This window comes from Streptomyces sp. NPDC020362, from assembly GCF_040642095.1.
Taxonomy (GTDB): Bacteria; Actinomycetota; Actinomycetes; order Streptomycetales; family Streptomycetaceae; genus Streptomyces.
Window position 1 is genome coordinate 79,387 of record NZ_JBFAET010000015.1, and the last position, 15,865, is coordinate 95,251.

Consider the following 15,865-nt stretch of genomic DNA (forward strand, 5'->3'; position numbering starts at 1 on the left):
GTATTGATTGAATCAACTCATTGGCGGACTCGATCGAGAGATCCGGTCGAGCTGTCTCTCCACCCGTCCGCCGGCCGCCCGTCCGCGCGCCGGACGCCTACTTGGTCACCGCGGCCAGTGCGTCCGCCGTGCCCCAGCCGTAGAAACCGTTGTAGTGCTTCGACCCCTCGCACACCGCGTCGACCTTGCCGTCCCCGTTGATGTCGTACGGGTCCGTGCACGGCGTGGCGTCGGCCTCGGCGTACAGCAGGGCCTTCACCAGGGCGGCGGGGGCGTGCGGATGGGTTGACTTGATCAATGCGGCAACGCCGGCGACATGCGGCGTCGCCATCGACGTGCCGGCCATGTAGCCCCACTTGCCGCCCGGCAGCGGGCCCAGGATCAGGCCGCTGGTCGCCGGGGGCTCCGGCTTCTGGTAGGCCGTCGAGTCGCCGCCGGGAGCGGCGATGTCGATCACGCCGAGCCCGTAGTTGGAGAAGGAGGACTTCAGGCCCTTCGCCCCGGTGGCCGCCACCGTGACCACACCGGGCAGCTGGGTCGGTATGTCGTAGCACTCGTGCGGGTCGATCACCCGGTCCGACGGGGTGCCGTCGTTCGGCGAGACCGGGTCGGTGATCGAGTCCGACGCGAGGTCGTAGCTCTCGTTGCCCGCCGCCGCGACGTTGACCGTGCCCTTCTTCTCCGCGTACAGCGAGGCCCGGGTGATGGCGTCGACGAGCGCCTTCTGGTCCGGGTCGGTGGTGCAGTTGAAGTACCAGGGGTCGGTGTAATAGCTGTTGTTGGTCACGTCGACGTGGTGCTCGGCCGCCCACATGAAACCGCAGACCACGGCCTCCGTGTAGAAGTAGCCGTTCGGATTGGCGACCTTGATCCCCGCCACCTTCACGCCCGGCGCCACACCCGTGACGCCCACGCCGTTCTTCGCGGCCGCGATCTCGCCCGCCACATGCGTGCCGTGCGGGCTCTCCGACGCACTCGGCCGCCAGGCGCCGTCCGTCGTGTCCGGCTTGCCCGACACACAGTTGGCGGACGCGTCACGGTCGAAGTTGGGCGCGATGTCCGGGTGGGTGTCGTCGACGCCCGTGTCGATGACGGCGACGGTCACCTTCGGGCTGCCCAGGGTCTTCTCGTGCGCCTTGTCCGCCTTGATGGCCGGCAGGTCCCACTGGAGCGGCTCCAGCGGGTCCTGCCCGTCCGTCGCCTTCGCGCCGGCGGCGGCGACCTCCTCGGCACCGAGCACCTTCGGCGTGCCGACGTCGGTGGTGGACTGGGCGGGCAGCGGCGCGTTGCGCGTGGCGCCGGCCGAGTCGACCCCGCGCACCGTGCGGATCTCCTTGGCGAAGTCCGGGTTCGAGGAGTGCGCGACGATCACGCCGATCCGGTCGTACGCGATCACCACCGACCCCCCGGCCTCGGCGACGGCCTTCTGTACACGGGCCGAAACGCCGTGTCCGGGGCGGACGTTGACGACATAGCTGAGCGAGGGGCCGTCGGTGGCCGTGGTGCCCGCGGTGTCGGCGGCGGACGCCGTGACGCCGGGCAGGAACGCGAGGGCCGTGGCCATGGCCATCCCGACCGGGATCGCCAGGGCACGGCGGTAGCGCGGCTGGGGCGCTGTCATGTGTCTGTCTCTCCAGTTCGTTCGCGATACGAGCGGGCCGTGCGGGAAGTCGTGCCGGGGGACGTCTACCGGACCGCGCGCAGCGCGTTGACGATCCCGGAGCCGTAGAAGCCGTTGACGTGCTTTCCGCCGACGCAGGTCGCGTCCACGACCCCGTCGCCGTTCCCGTCGTAGGGGTCGGCCGGACAGCCGGGGTTGTCCGCCTGGGCCTTCAGGAGGGCCTGCAGCTGGGCGGGGGTGGCGTGCGGGTGGGCCGACTTCAGCAGCGCGGCCACGGCGGCCACGTGCGGGGAGGCCATCGACGTGCCCTGGAGGAACCCGTACTGGTCGTTGGGCAGCGTGGACAGGATGCGGCCGTTCTTCGACGGCGTGTCCGGGATCTGGAACTTGTCGCCGCCCGGCCCCGCCACGTCGACCACGCCGCGGCCGTAGCTGGAGTAGTACGACTTGGCGCCCTTGACGCCCGTCGCGCTCACCGTGACCACCCCGGGCAGCTGGGTCGGCACGTCGAAGCACTCGTGGGGGTCGACCGTCCGGGGCACGGCGGTCGAGTCGTCGGGGCTGGACGCGTCCGTGATCGCGTCCGCGTCGAGGTCGTCGTTGGAATTGCCGGCGGAGGCCACATTGAGCGTGCCCCTGCGCTGGGCGTACGTCTGCGCCCGGTTGACCGCGTCAACGATGGCACGTTGATCAGGGTCGTCCATGCAGTTGTACAGCCACGGATCAACGTAGTAGCTGTTGTTGGTGATCTCGATGCCGTGGTCGGCGGCGAACACGAAGGCGCAGACCACGCTCTCCGGGTAGAACAGTGAGGTCGCGTCCGGCTGGGCCACCGTGATGCTTGCGACCTTCACCCCGGGCGCCACGCCCGCCACGCCGATGCCGTTGCGGGCCGCGGCTATCTCGCCCGCCACATGCGTGCCGTGGTAGTGGTCGGCGTCCACCGGCCGCCAGGCGCCGTACGTCGTGTCCGCCTTGCCGCTCACACAGTTCGCCGACTGGGACGCGGAGAAGTTCGGTGCGATGTCCGGGTGGGTGTCGTCGACGCCCGTGTCGATCACGCCGACGGTCACGTTCCTGCTGCCCGGGTTCACCGTCGCGGCCTGGTCGGCGCCGATCGCCCGCAGGTCCCACTGGTCGGCCTCGAGGGGCTCCTGGCCCGCCGCGGCACCCTTGGCGATCTTCGCGGCCTCCGCCTTCGACAGGACCTGTACCGCGCCCTCGTCCGTCGTGCCCGCCGCGCTCAGCGGCGCGGTGCGCGTGGCACCCGCCGACTGCACCCCGGGTACCGCGCGCATCCGCGCGCCGAAGTCCGGGTTCGCGGAATGGGCGACGATCACGCCGATCCGGTCGTAACTCGCCACGACGGTGCCACCGTTGTGGGTGATCGCCTGCTGCACCGACCCGATCGTGCGGTGGTCCGTCCGGGTGTTGACCACGTACGCGAGGGCCGGGCCGTCCGCCGCCCGCGCCGCCGTGGGTGCCGGGGCCGCCGCCGAGGCCGTCGCCGGCAGGAAGCCGAGCGAGGCGGTCAGCGACAGCACGACCGGCACGGCGAGCGCGAGCCGGCGTCTGGAGTGCAGATGAGCCATGGGATCTCCACATCATCCGGAAACGAAACCGCCCGAGACACGGATGGTGCTCGGGCAGGTGCATGACGAGTGGTGCAGGGCGAAGCTATCCGCACATCCCGATCTCCGAAAGGGCCCGGCGGACTTGAACCGCTCCGCACGTGGCGTCGTGACCGTGGACGGAGGGCCCAGCAGGATCACGCTCCCGCGGGAGTCACTGCGAGGAGTCGATCGATGACACCGGGTAACGTGATCCCGGCCCCTGTGAGGTCCGAAGACGCAAGCCCGCAACGCGAGGAGACTCCGTGGCTACCGAGACACCGCCCCCCGCCAGACCCCGAGCCCACCTTCCCTCCACCGAGGAGTTCATCGAGGTGCAGCAGAGCGCGGAGTTCGGTGAACTGCGCCGCGCCCACCGCTCCTTCGCCTTCCCCCTGACGGTCGCCTTCATCGCCTGGTACCTGCTGTACGTCCTGCTCTCCAACTACGCGGGCGACTTCATGGGCACCAAGGTGGCCGGCAACATCAACGTGGCCCTCGTCCTGGGCCTCGCCCAGTTCCTCACCACGTTCCTCATCGCCTGGTGGTACGCGCGGCGCGCCGCCGCGCAGCTCGACCCCCGGGCCGAGGTCATCAAGTCCCGGATGGAGGGCGGCGCATGAGCCCCGCACAGCACACCCTGCTCGCTGCCGGTGAGGCGAGCGAGCACCGGACGCTGATCATCACCCTGTTCGCGGTGTTCGTCGCCGCGACCCTCGTCATCACCGTCTGGGCGGGCCGGCAGACCAAGGACGCCGCCGACTTCTACGCCGGCGGACGCCAGTTCACCGGCTTCCAGAACGGCCTCGCCGTCTCCGGCGACTACATGTCCGCCGCGTCCTTCCTCGGCATCGCCGGCGCCATCGCCCTCTTCGGCTACGACGGCTTCCTCTACTCCATCGGGTTCCTGGTCGCCTGGCTCGTCGCCCTGCTGCTGGTCGCCGAGCCGCTGCGCAACTCCGGCCGCTACACGATGGGCGACGTGCTGGCCTACCGGATGCGGCAGCGGCCCGTCCGCACGGCCGCCGGCACCTCCACGATCGTCGTCTCGATCTTCTACCTGCTCGCCCAGATGGCCGGCGCGGGCGTGCTCGTGTCCCTGCTGCTGGGCATCACCAGCGACGGCGGCAAGATCGGCATCGTCGCCCTGGTCGGCGTCCTGATGATCGTCTACGTCACCATCGGCGGCATGAAGGGCACCACCTGGGTCCAGATGGTCAAGGCGGTCCTGCTGATCGCCGGCGCCCTGCTGCTCACCTTCCTGGTGCTGCTGAAGTTCCACTTCGACATCTCGGACCTGCTCGGCAAGGCCGCCGACAACAGCGGCAAGGGCTCCGCGTTCCTGGAGCCCGGCCTGAAGTACGGCGCCACCGGCACCACCAAGCTGGACTTCATCTCGCTCGGCATCGCCCTGGTCCTCGGCACCGCCGGCCTGCCGCACATCCTGATCCGCTTCTACACGGTCCCGACGGCCAAGGCCGCCCGCAAGTCCGTGATCTGGGCGATCGGCCTGATCGGCGCCTTCTACCTGATGACCCTCGCCCTCGGCTTCGGCGCGGCCGCGCTGATCAAACCGGACGAGATCATCGCCTCCAACAAGGCGGGCAACACGGCCGCACCCCTGCTCGCCCTGCACCTGGGCGGAGTGGACTCCGACTGGGGCGCGATCCTGCTGGCCACGATCTCCGCGGTCGCCTTCGCCACCATCCTCGCGGTCGTCGCGGGCCTGACCCTGGCCTCGTCCTCGTCCTTCGCCCACGACATCTACGCCAACGTCATCAAGAAGGGACAGGCCAGCGAGAAGCAGGAGATCAACGCGGCCCGCTACGCCACCGTCGGCATCGGCGCCGTCTCGATCGTCCTCGGCGCCCTCTCCCGCGACCTGAACGTGGCCGGCCTCGTCGCCCTCGCCTTCGCGGTCGCCGCCTCCGCCAACCTGCCGACCATTCTGTACAGCCTGTTCTGGAAGCGGTTCACCACCGCGGGCGCCCTGTGGTCGATCTACGGCGGCCTGGTCACCGCGGTCGGCCTGGTGCTGTTCTCGCCGGTGGTGTCCGGCAGGCCGACCTCGATGTTCCCCGACGTCGACTTCCACTGGTTCCCGCTGGAGAACCCGGGCATCATCTCGATCCCGGTCGGCTTCCTGCTGGGCGCCGTGGGCACCCTGCTCTCCAAGGAGGTCCCGGACGCCGGCAAGTACGCGGAGCTGGAGGTGCGGTCCCTGACCGGGACGGGAGCACACTGACGGGGCGGGAGTGCACCGGGTTGCGCGGCCCACCGAGTCGCGCGGCGCACCGGGATTCGTACAGGCGGCCGCGTCGTCCGGGATCGTACGGTCCTACGATGCGGCCGCGTCGCACCTCGTGGGATCGGGTTGCTGTCGTTGTCGGCGGCCTCACGTAGGCTCGCAGGTAACAGAAGACAAGTGCTTCGGAACGAGGGAGGGGGCCCACGTGCTCATCGACACCTACGGCCGCGTGGCCACCGACCTGAGGGTCTCACTGACCGACCGGTGCAATCTGCGGTGCACGTACTGCATGCCCGAAGAGGGCCTGCAGTGGCTGGCCAAGCCCGACCTGCTCACCGACGACGAGATCGTCCGCCTGATCGACATCGCCGTCCGCCTGCTCGGCATCGAGGAAGTCCGCTTCACCGGCGGCGAGCCGCTGCTGCGCCCCGGCCTGGTCGGCATCGTCGAGCGCGTCGCGGCCCTGGCCCCCCGCCCCCAGATGTCCCTCACGACCAACGGGATCGGCCTCAAGCGCACCGCGGCCGCCCTGAAGGCGGCGGGCCTGGACAGGGTCAACGTCTCCCTGGACACCCTGCGACCGGACGTCTTCAAGGCCCTGTCCCGCCGCGACCGCCACAAGGACGTCATCGAGGGCCTGCGCGCAGCCCATGAGGCAGGCCTCACCCCCGTCAAGGTCAACACCGTCCTGATGCCGGGACTGAACGACGACGAGGCCCCGGACCTGCTGGCCTGGGCACTGGAGCACCGGTACGAACTGCGCTTCATCGAGCAGATGCCCCTCGACGCCCAGCACGGCTGGAAGCGCGAGGGCATGGTCACCGCCGGGGACATCCTGGCCTCGCTGCGCACCCGCTTCGACCTCACCCCCGAAGGCGCGGACGAGCGCGGATCGGCACCGGCGGAGCGCTGGCTGGTGAACGGCGGCCCGCAGCGGGTCGGCGTGATCGCCTCGGTCACCCGCCCGTTCTGCGCGGCCTGCGACCGCACCCGCCTCACGGCGGACGGCCAGATACGGACATGCCTGTTCGCCACGGAGGAGACGGACCTGCGAGCAGTGCTGCGCTCCGGAGCCCCCGACGAGGAGATCGCCCGTATCTGGCGCCTGGCGATGTGGGGCAAGAAGGCAGGGGCGGGCCTGGACGACCCGTCGTTCGTCCAGCCGGACCGACCGATGTCGGCAATCGGCGGCTGAACGGCCGACCGAGAGGGACGCAGGGCCGCATCGACATGCGGCTCCGCCGCGTGGGCGCCACGAGCCCGCCGAGGCCTGCGGCCGGGAGACGACCTCAGTCGCCTGCTTCCTCCCGCTCCGCCCATTCCTTCAGCGGCACAACATCCTTCAAGAACCCCCGAACCCCGAGGAACTGCGAGAGATGCTCGCGGTGTTCCTCGCAGGCGAGCCAGGTCTTGCGCCGCTCCGGCGTGTGAATCTTCGGGTTGTTCCACGCCAGCACCCACACGGCATCGGCACGGCATCCCTTGGCGGAACAGATGGGCGTTTCACTCACAGGTTCGTCTCACAAACGGATGCAAACAAGGCGACGCCGAGCAGCCACGGGGGGAGCTGCCCGGCGTCGGTCCGTCGCTCCGACGGGGGATGCGGAGCGCGTACGCAGTATGTCACGGGTAACCCATCGCCCGGCACTGGAACTACACGATTGATCTGAGCTTTTCTTGAGCTTGACGCGGTGCCGCGGACCGCCTCTTTCGTGTCCGCCGTGGTCAGGCACTGTTGGGTCGCTCACCACGCGTCTTCGCCGCCGGATCCGGTGGCACATCCTCCGGAACGGATTCCGCTCGCGCGGCCTCGTTCTCCGCCCGCGGCGGCGTGATCATCAGCCGCGTGGGTGCGACGCCGAAGGTCGAGGGAAGCGTGGGAGGCCGCTCCCGGCCCGCGTTCGCGATCACCACGGCGACATAGGGGAGGAGCGCACCGAGCACCAGCGCCACGACGGCGACGTACCGTTCGACGTTCCACAGCGTGGCCGCGAGGATCACCGAAGCGGTACGGATCGTCATCGAGATGACGTACCGCCGCTGACGGCCTCGTACATCCTCGGCCAGTCCGGTCCGGGCTCCGGTGATCCGGAACACCTGGACGCCGCCGCGCTGCTTGCGCATCACATTCCACCATCCGCCCGCATCGGACTCTCCCCGGCCCGTTCCCCGGTCGTCCGGACCCGTGGGAAACCGGACAGGAACACCCCCAACGGTACGCCGCGTCTCTGCCACCCACGAGACCGGGTCGCCGCCTGCCTGCGCGAACGCCATCGGCCCCGGCGCGTACGGAGGAACCCGACATGCGCCGTACGGCCGACGGACCCAGACTTGCCCTGAGGCTCACCCAGAGCAGTAGGAGGAGGCAGCCATGGGCTGGTTGTGGGCGATCATCGTGGGGTTCGTGCTGGGCCTCATCGCAAAGGCGGTCATCCCGGGCAAGCAGCACAGTCCCCTGTGGCTGACGACCATCTGCGGCATTCTGGGCGCCATCGCGGGCAACGCGATCGCCGGTGCCCTCGGTGTCGCGTCGACCCGCGGCATCGACTGGAGCCGCCACGCCTTCCAGATCATCGCCGCGATCATCATCGTCTTCGCCGTGGACAGGCTCTACATGGCGACGCTGGGCAAGAAGAAACAACAGGTCTGAGCCGGAGCGCGTCCACCAGGGGAGCGGGGAACGGTGCGAGCAGGCCAGGACAGCCAAGCCCGCACGCACCTCACGCCCCCATGGCACTACGCGGAGACGACCTCCACAGCGGCAAGGTTCTTCTTGCCGCGCCGAAGCACCAGCCACCGCCCCTGCAGCAGATCCTCCTGCGCAGGCACCGCGTCCTCCGCGGCGACCTTCACGTTGTTCACGTAGGCGCCGCCCTCCTTCACGGTCCGCCGCGCGGCGGACTTGCTGGCCACCAGGCCGACCTCGGCGAACAGATCGACCACCGGGCCCAGCTCGGCGACCTGGATGTGCGGCACTTCGGACAGCGCCGCGGCCAGCGTCCGGTCGTCCAGCTCCGCCAGCTCGCCCTGGCCGAACAGGGCCTTGGACGCGGCGATCACGGCGGCCGTCTGGTCGGCGCCGTGCACCAGCGTCGTCAGCTCCTCGGCGAGCGCGCGCTGCGCGGCACGGGCCTGCGGACGCTCCTCCGTCTGCTTCTCCAGCTCCTCCAGCTCCTCGCGGGACTTGAAGGACAGGATCCGCATGTACTTCGAGATGTCCCGGTCGTCCACGTTCAGCCAGAACTGGTAGAACGCGTACGGCGTCGTCATCTCCGGGTCGAGCCAGATGGCGCCGCCCTCGGTCTTGCCGAACTTGGTGCCGTCCGCCTTGGTCATCAGCGGGGTGGCCAGGGCATGTGCCTCGGCCTCCGGCTCCAGCCTGTGGATCAGGTCGAGACCGGCCGTGAGGTTGCCCCACTGGTCGCTGCCGCCCTGCTGGAGCGTGCAGCCGTAGCGGCGGTACAGCTGCAGGAAGTCCATGCCCTGCAGGATCTGGTAGCTGAACTCCGTGTAGCTGATGCCCTGGTCGGACTCCAGGCGACGGGCCACGGAGTCTTTCGTCAGCATCTTGTTGACGCGGAAGTGCTTGCCGATGTCCCGCAGGAATTCGATCGCGGAGAGGTTCGCGGTCCAGTCGAGGTTGTTCACCATGACGGCCGCGTTATCGCCCTCGAAGGACAGGAACGGCTCGATCTGGGCGCGCAGCCTGCCCACCCAGCCGGCCACCGTCTCCGGGTCGTTCAGCGTGCGCTCGGCGGTCGGGCGCGGGTCACCGATCAGGCCCGTCGCGCCGCCGACCAGCGCCAGCGGCCGGTGCCCGGCCTGCTGGAGCCGCCGCACGGTGAGCACCTGGACCAGATGCCCCACGTGCAGCGACGGCGCCGTCGGGTCGAAACCGCAATAGAACGTGACGGGACCGTCCGCGAGCGCCTTGCGCAAAGCGTCCTCGTCGGTGGACAGGGCGAACAGCCCACGCCACTTCAGCTCGTCGACGATGTCCGTCACGGTTCTCGTGTCTCCTCGGTGGTCTTCGGGCAGTCGGGTGACAGCCGAGTACGAGGTTATACGCCCTGGCTGACAGAGCTCATGTTGAAATCGGGGATCCGCAGCGCGGGCATCGCGGCGCGGGTGAACCAGTCGCTCCACTCCCTCGGCAGCGTCTTTTCGGTGCGCCCCGCCTCCGTGGCCCGTCCCAGCAGGTCCACCGGGGACTCGTTGAACCGGAAGTTGTTCACCTGTCCGGTCACCTCGCCGTTCTCCACGAGGTAGACGCCGTCCCGGGTCAGGCCCGTGAGCAGCAGCGTCGCCGGGTCGACCTCGCGGATGTACCACAGGCAGGTCAGCAGCAGCCCGCGCTCGGTGGCCGCGACCATCTCCTCCAGGGAACGGTCCTGACCGCCGTCCAGGATCAGGTTCCCGAGCGCCGGGGTGACGGGCAGCCCGCTCAGGCCAGCGCTGTGCCGGGTGGTGGTCAGGTTGGTCAGCACGCCCCGGCTGACCCAGTCGGTGGCGCGCACCGGCATCCCGTTGTCGAACACGGACTGGTCACCGCCGGAGGAGTGGGCGACCACGAAGGGCGCGCACTCCAGGCCCGGCTCGTCCGGGTCGCTGCGCAGGGTCAGCGGCAGCTCGGCCAGCTTCTCGCCGATGCGGGTGCCGCCGCCCGGCTTGGAGAACACCGTCCGGCCCTCGGTCGCGTCCCGGCCCGATGCCGACCACAGCTGGTAGATGAGCAGGTCGGCCACGGCGGTCGGCGGCAGCAGCGTCTCGTAGCGGCCCGCGGGCAGCTCCACGCGCCGCTCGGCCCAGCCCAGGCGCACGGCCAGCTCGGCGTCCAGGGCGCCCGGGTCGACGTCCTTGAAGTCCCGCGTGGAGTGGCCCGCCCAGGCCGAGCGCGTACGGTCCGGGGACTTGGCGTTCAGCTCCAGCGTGCCGGTGGGCTGGTCGTGCCTCAGGCGCAGCCCGGTGGACGTACCCACGTATGTCGACACCATCTCGTGGTTGGCGAACCCGTACAGCTCGCGGCCGCCGGCACGCGCGCGTGCGAAGGCCTCGCCGAGCGCCGGGGCGAAGTCCGCGAACACGGCGGAGGAGGTCTCGGCGGGTGCGTCCGTGAAGTCCGGCGCCTCCGGGACGCCGCCGACCAGCGGCTGGGCGTCCTCGGCGGGCCCGGCCGCGTGCGCGGCGGCCTCGGCGGCCCGCACCAGCGGCTCCAGCTCGTCGGACGTCACCGCCGAGCGCGACACGACGCCGGAGGCGGTGCCCTCCTTGCCGTCCACGGTGGCGATCACCGTGAGGGTACGGCCGCGGGTGACCCCGTTGGTGGTGAGGGCGTTGCCCGCCCAGCGCAGGTTCGCGGTCGAGTGCTCGTCGGCGATGACGACACAGCCGTCGGCCCGGGACAGCGCGAGCGCCTGCTCGACGACCTGGTGCGGCTTGTTCGCCTTGTTGCTGGGCGCGCTCATCGGCCGGCCTCCTGCGTGGTGTTCAGAATGTTGACGCCCTTGAAGAGGGCGGAGGGGCATCCGTGGGACACGGCGGCGACCTGGCCCGGCTGGGCCTTGCCGCAGTTGAAGGCGCCGCCCAGGACATAGGTCTGCGGGCCGCCCACGGCGGCCATCGACCCCCAGAAGTCGGTGGTCGTGGCCTGGTAGGCGACGTCCTTCAGCTGCCCGGTGATCCGCCCGTTCTCGATCCTGAAGAAGCGCTGTCCGGTGAACTGGAAGTTGTACCGCTGCATGTCGATCGACCAGGACCGGTCGCCGACGACGTAGATGCCCCGGTCGACGCCTCCGATCAGGTCCTCGGTGGACAGCCCGGCGGGATCCGGCTGCAGGGACACATTGGCCATGCGCTGCACCGGCACATGCCCCGGGGAGTCGGCGAACGCGCACCCGTTGGACCGCTCGAACCCGGTCAGCCTCGCGATCCTGCGGTCCAGCTGGTACCCGACGAGCGTGCCGTCCTTCACCAGGTCCCAGGACTGCGCCTGGACGCCCTCGTCGTCGTACCCGACGGTCGCGAGGCCGTGCTCGGCGGTGCGGTCACCGGTGACGTTCATCAGCTCGGAGCCGTACCTGAGCTTGCCCAGCCGGTCGAAGGTGGCGAACGAGGTACCGGCGTAGGCGGCCTCGTAGCCGAGGGCGCGGTCCAGCTCGGTGGCGTGCCCGATGCTCTCGTGGATGGTCAGCCACAGGTTGGACGGGTCGACCACCAGGTCGTACGGGCCCGGCTCCACGCTCGGCGCCCGCATCTTCTCCGCGAGCAGCTCGGGGATCCGCTCCAGCTCGGCGTCCCAGTCCCAGCCGGTCCCGGTCAGGTACTCCCAGCCGCGCCCGACGGGCGGCGCGATGGTCCGCATGGAGTCGAACTCGCCGCTCGACTCGTCCACGGACACGGCCGTCAGCTGCGGGTACAGCCGCACCCGCTGCTGGGTGGTCACGGTCCCCGCGGTGTCGGCGTAGAACTTGTTCTCGTGCACGGTGAGCAGCGAGGCGTCCACATGGTTCACGCCCGTCGCCGCCAGCAGCCGGCTGCTCCACTCCGCCAGCAGCGCGGCCTTCTCCTCGTCGGGCACCGAGAAGGGGTCGATCTCGTACGACGAGATCCACGTCTTCTCGGCGTGCACCGGCTCTCCGGCCAGCTCCACCCGCTCGTCGGAGCCGGCGGCCTTGATCACCTGCGCGGAGAGCTTCGCCATCGCCACCGCCTGCGAGGCGACCCTGGCGGCCGCGTCCAGGGTCAGATCCACTCCGGACGCGAAGCCCCACGTACCGCCGTGCACGACCCGGACGGCATACCCGAGGTCGGTGTCGTCCGACGATCCCGCGGGCCTGGCGTCCCTGAGCCGCCAGGACGCGCTGCGCACCCGCTCGAACCGGAAGTCCGCATGCTCGGCCCCGAGCGCACGCGCGCGTGCGAGCGCGGCGTCCGCGAGGGCCCTCAGCGGAAGCGCCGTGAAGGCTTCGTCGATGGAATGAGGCACGGAGGTCTCCCTGCTGTCGTCGCCTGTCGGATCCGATCATGTCGCGGGAGCGGCTCGGCGGACCACAGGCGGCGCTCCTGTGCGCCTCTTTCTGTAGGGACCCGACAGGGACTGCCACGCGCCACTGTCGGTGCCCGCTTGCCCACGGAAGAGGCGCTACCGATAGGTTTTCGGTGAAGCCGCCTGCCATCCAGGTGTTCGGGCGGGTTGTCGGACCGCATCAGACCGCTATCGAAAGGGTGATCCGTTGAGCCGCTCGGTTCTCGTCACCGGAGGCAACCGGGGCATCGGCCTCGCCATCGCCCGCGCTTTCGCCGACGCCGGCGACAAGGTCGCGATCACGTACCGTTCGGGAGAGCCGCCGGCCGCCCTGACGGAGTTGGGATGCCTCGCCGTCAAGTGCGACATCACCGACGCCGAGCAGGTGGAGCAGGCCTACAAGGAGATCGAGGACCAGCACGGTCCTGTCGAGATCCTGGTCGCCAACGCCGGCATCACCAAGGACCAGCTCCTGATGCGCATGAGCGAGGAGGACTTCACCTCGGTCATAGACACCAACCTCACGGGCACCTTCCGCGTGGTCAAGCGTGCCAACCGCGGCATGCTCCGCGCCAAGAAGGGCCGTGTCGTCCTCATCTCCTCGGTCGTCGGGCTGTACGGCGGCCCCGGCCAGGCGAACTACGCCGCCTCCAAGGCCGGCCTCGTCGGCTTCGCGCGCTCCCTCGCCCGTGAGCTGGGCTCGCGCAACATCACTTTCAACGTCGTCGCGCCCGGCTTCGTCGACACCGACATGACCAAGGTGCTCACCGAGCAGCAGCGCGAGAGCATCGTGTCGCAGGTGCCGCTCGGCCGGTACGCGCAGCCGGAGGAGATCGCCGCGACGGTGCGGTTCCTCGCCTCGGACGACGCCTCGTACATCACTGGAGCCGTCATCCCCGTTGACGGCGGACTGGGAATGGGTCACTGATCACCATGAGCGGAATCCTCGAGGGCAAGCGCATCCTGATCACGGGTGTGCTGATGGAGTCCTCCATCGCCTTCCACGTCGCCAAGCTCGCCCAGGAGCAGGGCGCCGAGATCATCCTGACCGCCTTCCCGCGGCCGACGCTGACGGAGCGCATTGCCAAGAAGCTGCCGAAGCCGGCCAAGGTCATCGAGCTGGACGTCACCAACGACGAGCACCTGGCCCGGCTGGCCGACATCGTCGGCGAGGAGCTGGGCGGCCTCGACGGCATCGTCCACTCCATCGGCTTCGCCCCGCAGGACGCGCTCGGCGGCAACTTCCTGAACACGCCGTTCGAGTCGGTCTCCACCGCCATGCACGTCTCGGCGTTCTCCCTGAAGTCGCTCACCACGGCCTGCCTGCCGCTGATGCAGAACGGCGGCTCGGTCGTCGGCCTCACCTTCGACGCGCAGTACGCCTGGCCGCAGTACGACTGGATGGGCCCCGCCAAGGCCGCCCTGGAGGCGACCAGCCGCTACATGGCGCGCGACCTCGGCAAGCAGAACATCCGCTGCAACCTCATCTCGGCGGGCCCGATCGGCTCCATGGCCGCCAAGTCCATCCCGGGCTTCGCGGAGCTGGCGTCCGTGTGGGACAAGCGCTCCCCGCTGGAGTGGGACCTGAAGGACCCCGAGCCGGCCGGCCGCGGTGTCGTCGCCCTGCTGAGCGACTGGTTCCCGAAGACCACCGGCGAGATCATCCACGTCGACGGCGGTCTGCACGCCATCGGCGCGTGACCACCGCCTGACGCAGGCGCCCCGTCCTCCGCATCGGCGGGGGCGGGGCGTCTGCCGTTTCTCCGGGCCCACAGGGGCGGAGCGTCACCGGTCTCTCCGCGCGGGGCGTCGGTCGTTTCCTGCGCCTGAGGGGGCGGGGCGCTGGTCGTCCCTCCGTGTGCGCGAGGGTGGGGCGTCGGTCGTCCCTCCGTGTTCGCGAGGGTGGGGCGTCACCCGTTCGGCGTACCCGGCCGGGCGGGGCCGGGAGCGGGCGGCGCACGCTGGATTACGCGTTCACCTCGCGCATTCCCTCCGCAGCCCGGCCCAGGAGGTCCTTTTGTGCGCCTGTCCCGCAGCCTGGCCTCGCTGACCGTCGCCGCAGCCCTCGTGATCTCCCTGCCGTACGACGCGATGTCCCACGCGCGCGTGAGCCGGGGCAAGCCGACCGCGCCGAGCCTGTTCGGCGCCAGCTGTCGTACGGCCGTACACGGCTCCCACGTGGTGGCCTACTGCCACAACCCCTACGTGGACGTCGACCGGGTACGCCTGCACATCGAGTGCGCCCGCTGGTGGGACATCGACACGGACAGCGCCCCGGTGGACGCGGAGCCCGCCATGACCGTACGGCTCACCGGCCGCTGCTGGAAGAACGTCCAGTCGGTGTGGATCAGTCACCAGAGGAAGCGCTGATCCGGCCCGGCCGGCACAGGAACGGATAGCTCGCGGCCTCCGTGGCCGCCGCCTCCGCGTCGCCAGCGCGGATCGCGTCCACCAGCCGGGCATGGTCCATGTGCGTCTCCGGCGTCAGCTCGGCGCCCACGTCCGCGCGCAGCCAGTCCCGCAGCACCTCGCCGAGATCGGCGTACATCGCCGTCATGACGTCGTTGTGCGAGGCGGCCACCACGGCCAGGTGGAAGGTCGCGTCGGCGGTCACGAAGGCCTCGGCCTCGCCGGCTTCCCAGGCCCCCTCGCGGCGCACCAGGAGTGCGTCCAGCTGCTTGAGGTCCTTCTCGGTGCGCCGCTCGGCGGCCAGCCTCGCCGCCGCCGACTCCAGGGCCGCGCGCAGCTCGGCGATGTGCCGGGGGTCGGCCTCGGCGAACCGGCGGTGCATCACGCCGGCCAGCTCACTCGTCGCCACGACGTACGTGCCCGAGCCCTGGCGGATGTCCAGCAGACCGTTGTGCGCGAGCGCGCGGACGGCCTCGCGGACGGTGTTGCGGGCGACACCGAGCTGCTCGACCAGTTCCGGCTCGGTCGGGATGCGCGAGCCGACCGGCCACTCGCCGGAGGCGATCTGACTGCGCAGCGCGGCGATGACCTGCTCGGACAGCGCCGAACGGCGCGGGTGGCTCAGGGGCATGGCACACCTTCGCACGAGGAGCCCGGGCGGTGACGCCGCGGGAGTGGACAACCAATCATCCCATGATTCTATGATGGGCGGCATGGCTAGTGAAGAAACACGGACCGCGGAGACCCGTACCAAGGCGTCTTCGGCCCAGGAGCCGCCGACGCGGCAGTCGGCCGAAGGGGTTGCGACCACGGCGGCGGGCCCGCGTGAGACGTGGGCCCCGGGCGGGGGGGGGGGAGGGGAGGGGTGGGTTTTAATAGTGGTTGGGGGGGTGTAACAACACCCCGCCCCCACACCCCACCCCGCGCGCCGGGTGGTGGTGGGGGGCGGGGTC

The 15,865-nt window shown here is 70.3% G+C and carries 15 protein-coding genes; 7 read left to right on the forward strand and 8 right to left on the reverse strand.

Annotated features, from left to right (window positions below):
* Window positions 1–97: 97 nt before the first annotated feature.
* Both AB0H32_RS09495 and AB0H32_RS09500 read right to left on the reverse strand, forming a co-directional pair.
* Entirely contained in the window at window positions 98–1,621 is a 1,524-nt protein-coding gene (locus AB0H32_RS09495) for a S8 family serine peptidase (protein ID WP_361116811.1), read from the reverse strand.
* 65 nt (window positions 1,622–1,686) lie between these two features.
* Window positions 1,687–3,213, reverse strand: coding sequence for a S8 family serine peptidase (locus AB0H32_RS09500; protein ID WP_361116814.1), 1,527 nt, complete (start codon window positions 3,211–3,213; stop codon window positions 1,687–1,689).
* A gap of 284 nt (window positions 3,214–3,497) precedes the next feature.
* Here AB0H32_RS09500 and AB0H32_RS09505 point away from each other — a divergent pair, with 284 nt between their 5' ends.
* The 3 genes from AB0H32_RS09505 (at window position 3,498) to moaA (ending at window position 6,674) form a co-directional block, all read left to right on the forward strand.
* Window positions 3,498–3,854, forward strand: coding sequence for a DUF485 domain-containing protein (locus tag AB0H32_RS09505; RefSeq protein WP_361116817.1), 357 nt, complete (start codon window positions 3,498–3,500; stop codon window positions 3,852–3,854).
* On the forward strand, window positions 3,851–5,476 hold the full coding sequence (locus AB0H32_RS09510; protein ID WP_361116820.1) for a cation acetate symporter: 1,626 nt from the start codon (window positions 3,851–3,853) through the stop codon (window positions 5,474–5,476). The genes AB0H32_RS09505 and AB0H32_RS09510 overlap by 4 nt, the downstream gene beginning before the upstream one ends.
* A 208-nt stretch (window positions 5,477–5,684) precedes the next feature.
* A complete protein-coding gene (gene moaA, locus AB0H32_RS09515; RefSeq protein WP_361116823.1) occupies window positions 5,685–6,674 on the forward strand; it encodes a GTP 3',8-cyclase MoaA in 990 nt (329 codons plus the stop codon).
* 94 nt (window positions 6,675–6,768) lie between these two features.
* Here moaA and AB0H32_RS09520 read toward each other — a convergent pair whose 3' ends face one another.
* Window positions 6,769–6,990 carry a hypothetical protein gene (locus AB0H32_RS09520; RefSeq protein ID WP_361116826.1) on the reverse strand — a complete coding sequence of 74 codons (222 nt, stop codon included), beginning with the start codon at window positions 6,988–6,990 and terminating at the stop codon, window positions 6,769–6,771.
* 214 nt (window positions 6,991–7,204) lie between these two features.
* Complete coding sequence (locus AB0H32_RS09525) at window positions 7,205–7,603, reverse strand: DUF3099 domain-containing protein (protein WP_361116829.1); 399 nt, start codon at window positions 7,601–7,603, stop codon at window positions 7,205–7,207.
* Window positions 7,604–7,850: 247 nt separating this feature from the next.
* Between AB0H32_RS09525 and AB0H32_RS09530 the strand changes: the two genes are divergently transcribed.
* Complete coding sequence (locus AB0H32_RS09530; protein WP_361116836.1) at window positions 7,851–8,129, forward strand: GlsB/YeaQ/YmgE family stress response membrane protein; 279 nt, start codon at window positions 7,851–7,853, stop codon at window positions 8,127–8,129.
* Between the two features lie 86 nt (window positions 8,130–8,215).
* Here the strand turns inward: AB0H32_RS09530 and tyrS are convergent, their stop codons facing one another.
* From tyrS to AB0H32_RS09545, 3 genes are read right to left on the reverse strand one after another with little or no spacing between them, the layout of a single operon-like run.
* Window positions 8,216–9,484: a tyrosine--tRNA ligase gene (gene tyrS / locus AB0H32_RS09535; protein ID WP_361116839.1), complete on the reverse strand. Its 1,269-nt coding sequence runs from the start codon at window positions 9,482–9,484 to the stop codon at window positions 8,216–8,218.
* Window positions 9,485–9,540: 56 nt separating this feature from the next.
* Window positions 9,541–10,944, reverse strand: a complete 1,404-nt coding sequence (locus tag AB0H32_RS09540; RefSeq protein ID WP_361116842.1) for a metallopeptidase TldD-related protein — start codon at window positions 10,942–10,944, stop codon at window positions 9,541–9,543.
* Window positions 10,941–12,464, reverse strand: coding sequence for a TldD/PmbA family protein (locus AB0H32_RS09545; protein WP_361116845.1), 1,524 nt, complete (start codon window positions 12,462–12,464; stop codon window positions 10,941–10,943). Before AB0H32_RS09545 ends, AB0H32_RS09540 begins: the two co-directional genes overlap by 4 nt.
* Before the next feature lie 247 nt (window positions 12,465–12,711).
* On the opposite strand from AB0H32_RS09545, the gene fabG reads away from it, so the two are divergent.
* The 3 genes from fabG to AB0H32_RS09560 all read left to right on the forward strand — a co-directional run bounded on the left by fabG (window position 12,712) and on the right by AB0H32_RS09560 (window position 14,873).
* Window positions 12,712–13,431 carry a 3-oxoacyl-[acyl-carrier-protein] reductase gene (gene fabG, locus AB0H32_RS09550; RefSeq protein ID WP_361116848.1) on the forward strand — a complete coding sequence of 240 codons (720 nt, stop codon included), beginning with the start codon at window positions 12,712–12,714 and terminating at the stop codon, window positions 13,429–13,431.
* Between the two features lie 5 nt (window positions 13,432–13,436).
* The gene (gene fabI, locus AB0H32_RS09555; RefSeq protein WP_361116851.1) at window positions 13,437–14,204 is read left to right on the forward strand and encodes an enoyl-ACP reductase FabI; all 768 of its coding nucleotides are present in this window, start codon (window positions 13,437–13,439) and stop codon (window positions 14,202–14,204) included.
* A 318-nt stretch (window positions 14,205–14,522) separates the two neighbouring features.
* Window positions 14,523–14,873 carry a hypothetical protein gene (locus AB0H32_RS09560; protein WP_361116854.1) on the forward strand — a complete coding sequence of 117 codons (351 nt, stop codon included), beginning with the start codon at window positions 14,523–14,525 and terminating at the stop codon, window positions 14,871–14,873.
* Here the strand turns inward: AB0H32_RS09560 and AB0H32_RS09565 are convergent.
* Window positions 14,851–15,543 carry an FCD domain-containing protein gene (locus AB0H32_RS09565; RefSeq protein WP_361116856.1) on the reverse strand — a complete coding sequence of 231 codons (693 nt, stop codon included), beginning with the start codon at window positions 15,541–15,543 and terminating at the stop codon, window positions 14,851–14,853. The two genes, AB0H32_RS09560 and AB0H32_RS09565, sit on opposite strands and share 23 nt — an antisense overlap.
* Window positions 15,544–15,865 lie beyond the last annotated feature (322 nt).

Coding starts and splice junctions, on each gene's coding strand:
- fabI (WP_361116851.1), top strand. CDS start 13,437: ATGAGCGGAATCCTCGAGGGCAAGCGCATCCTGATCACGGGTGTGCTG.
- AB0H32_RS09540 (WP_361116842.1), bottom strand. CDS start 10,944: ATGAGCGCGCCCAGCAACAAGGCGAACAAGCCGCACCAGGTCGTCGAG.
- AB0H32_RS09510 (WP_361116820.1), top strand. CDS start 3,851: ATGAGCCCCGCACAGCACACCCTGCTCGCTGCCGGTGAGGCGAGCGAG.
- AB0H32_RS09525 (WP_361116829.1), bottom strand. CDS start 7,603: ATGCGCAAGCAGCGCGGCGGCGTCCAGGTGTTCCGGATCACCGGAGCC.
- AB0H32_RS09565 (WP_361116856.1), bottom strand. CDS start 15,543: ATGCCCCTGAGCCACCCGCGCCGTTCGGCGCTGTCCGAGCAGGTCATC.
- AB0H32_RS09500 (WP_361116814.1), bottom strand. CDS start 3,213: ATGGCTCATCTGCACTCCAGACGCCGGCTCGCGCTCGCCGTGCCGGTC.
- AB0H32_RS09530 (WP_361116836.1), top strand. CDS start 7,851: ATGGGCTGGTTGTGGGCGATCATCGTGGGGTTCGTGCTGGGCCTCATC.
- AB0H32_RS09495 (WP_361116811.1), bottom strand. CDS start 1,621: ATGACAGCGCCCCAGCCGCGCTACCGCCGTGCCCTGGCGATCCCGGTC.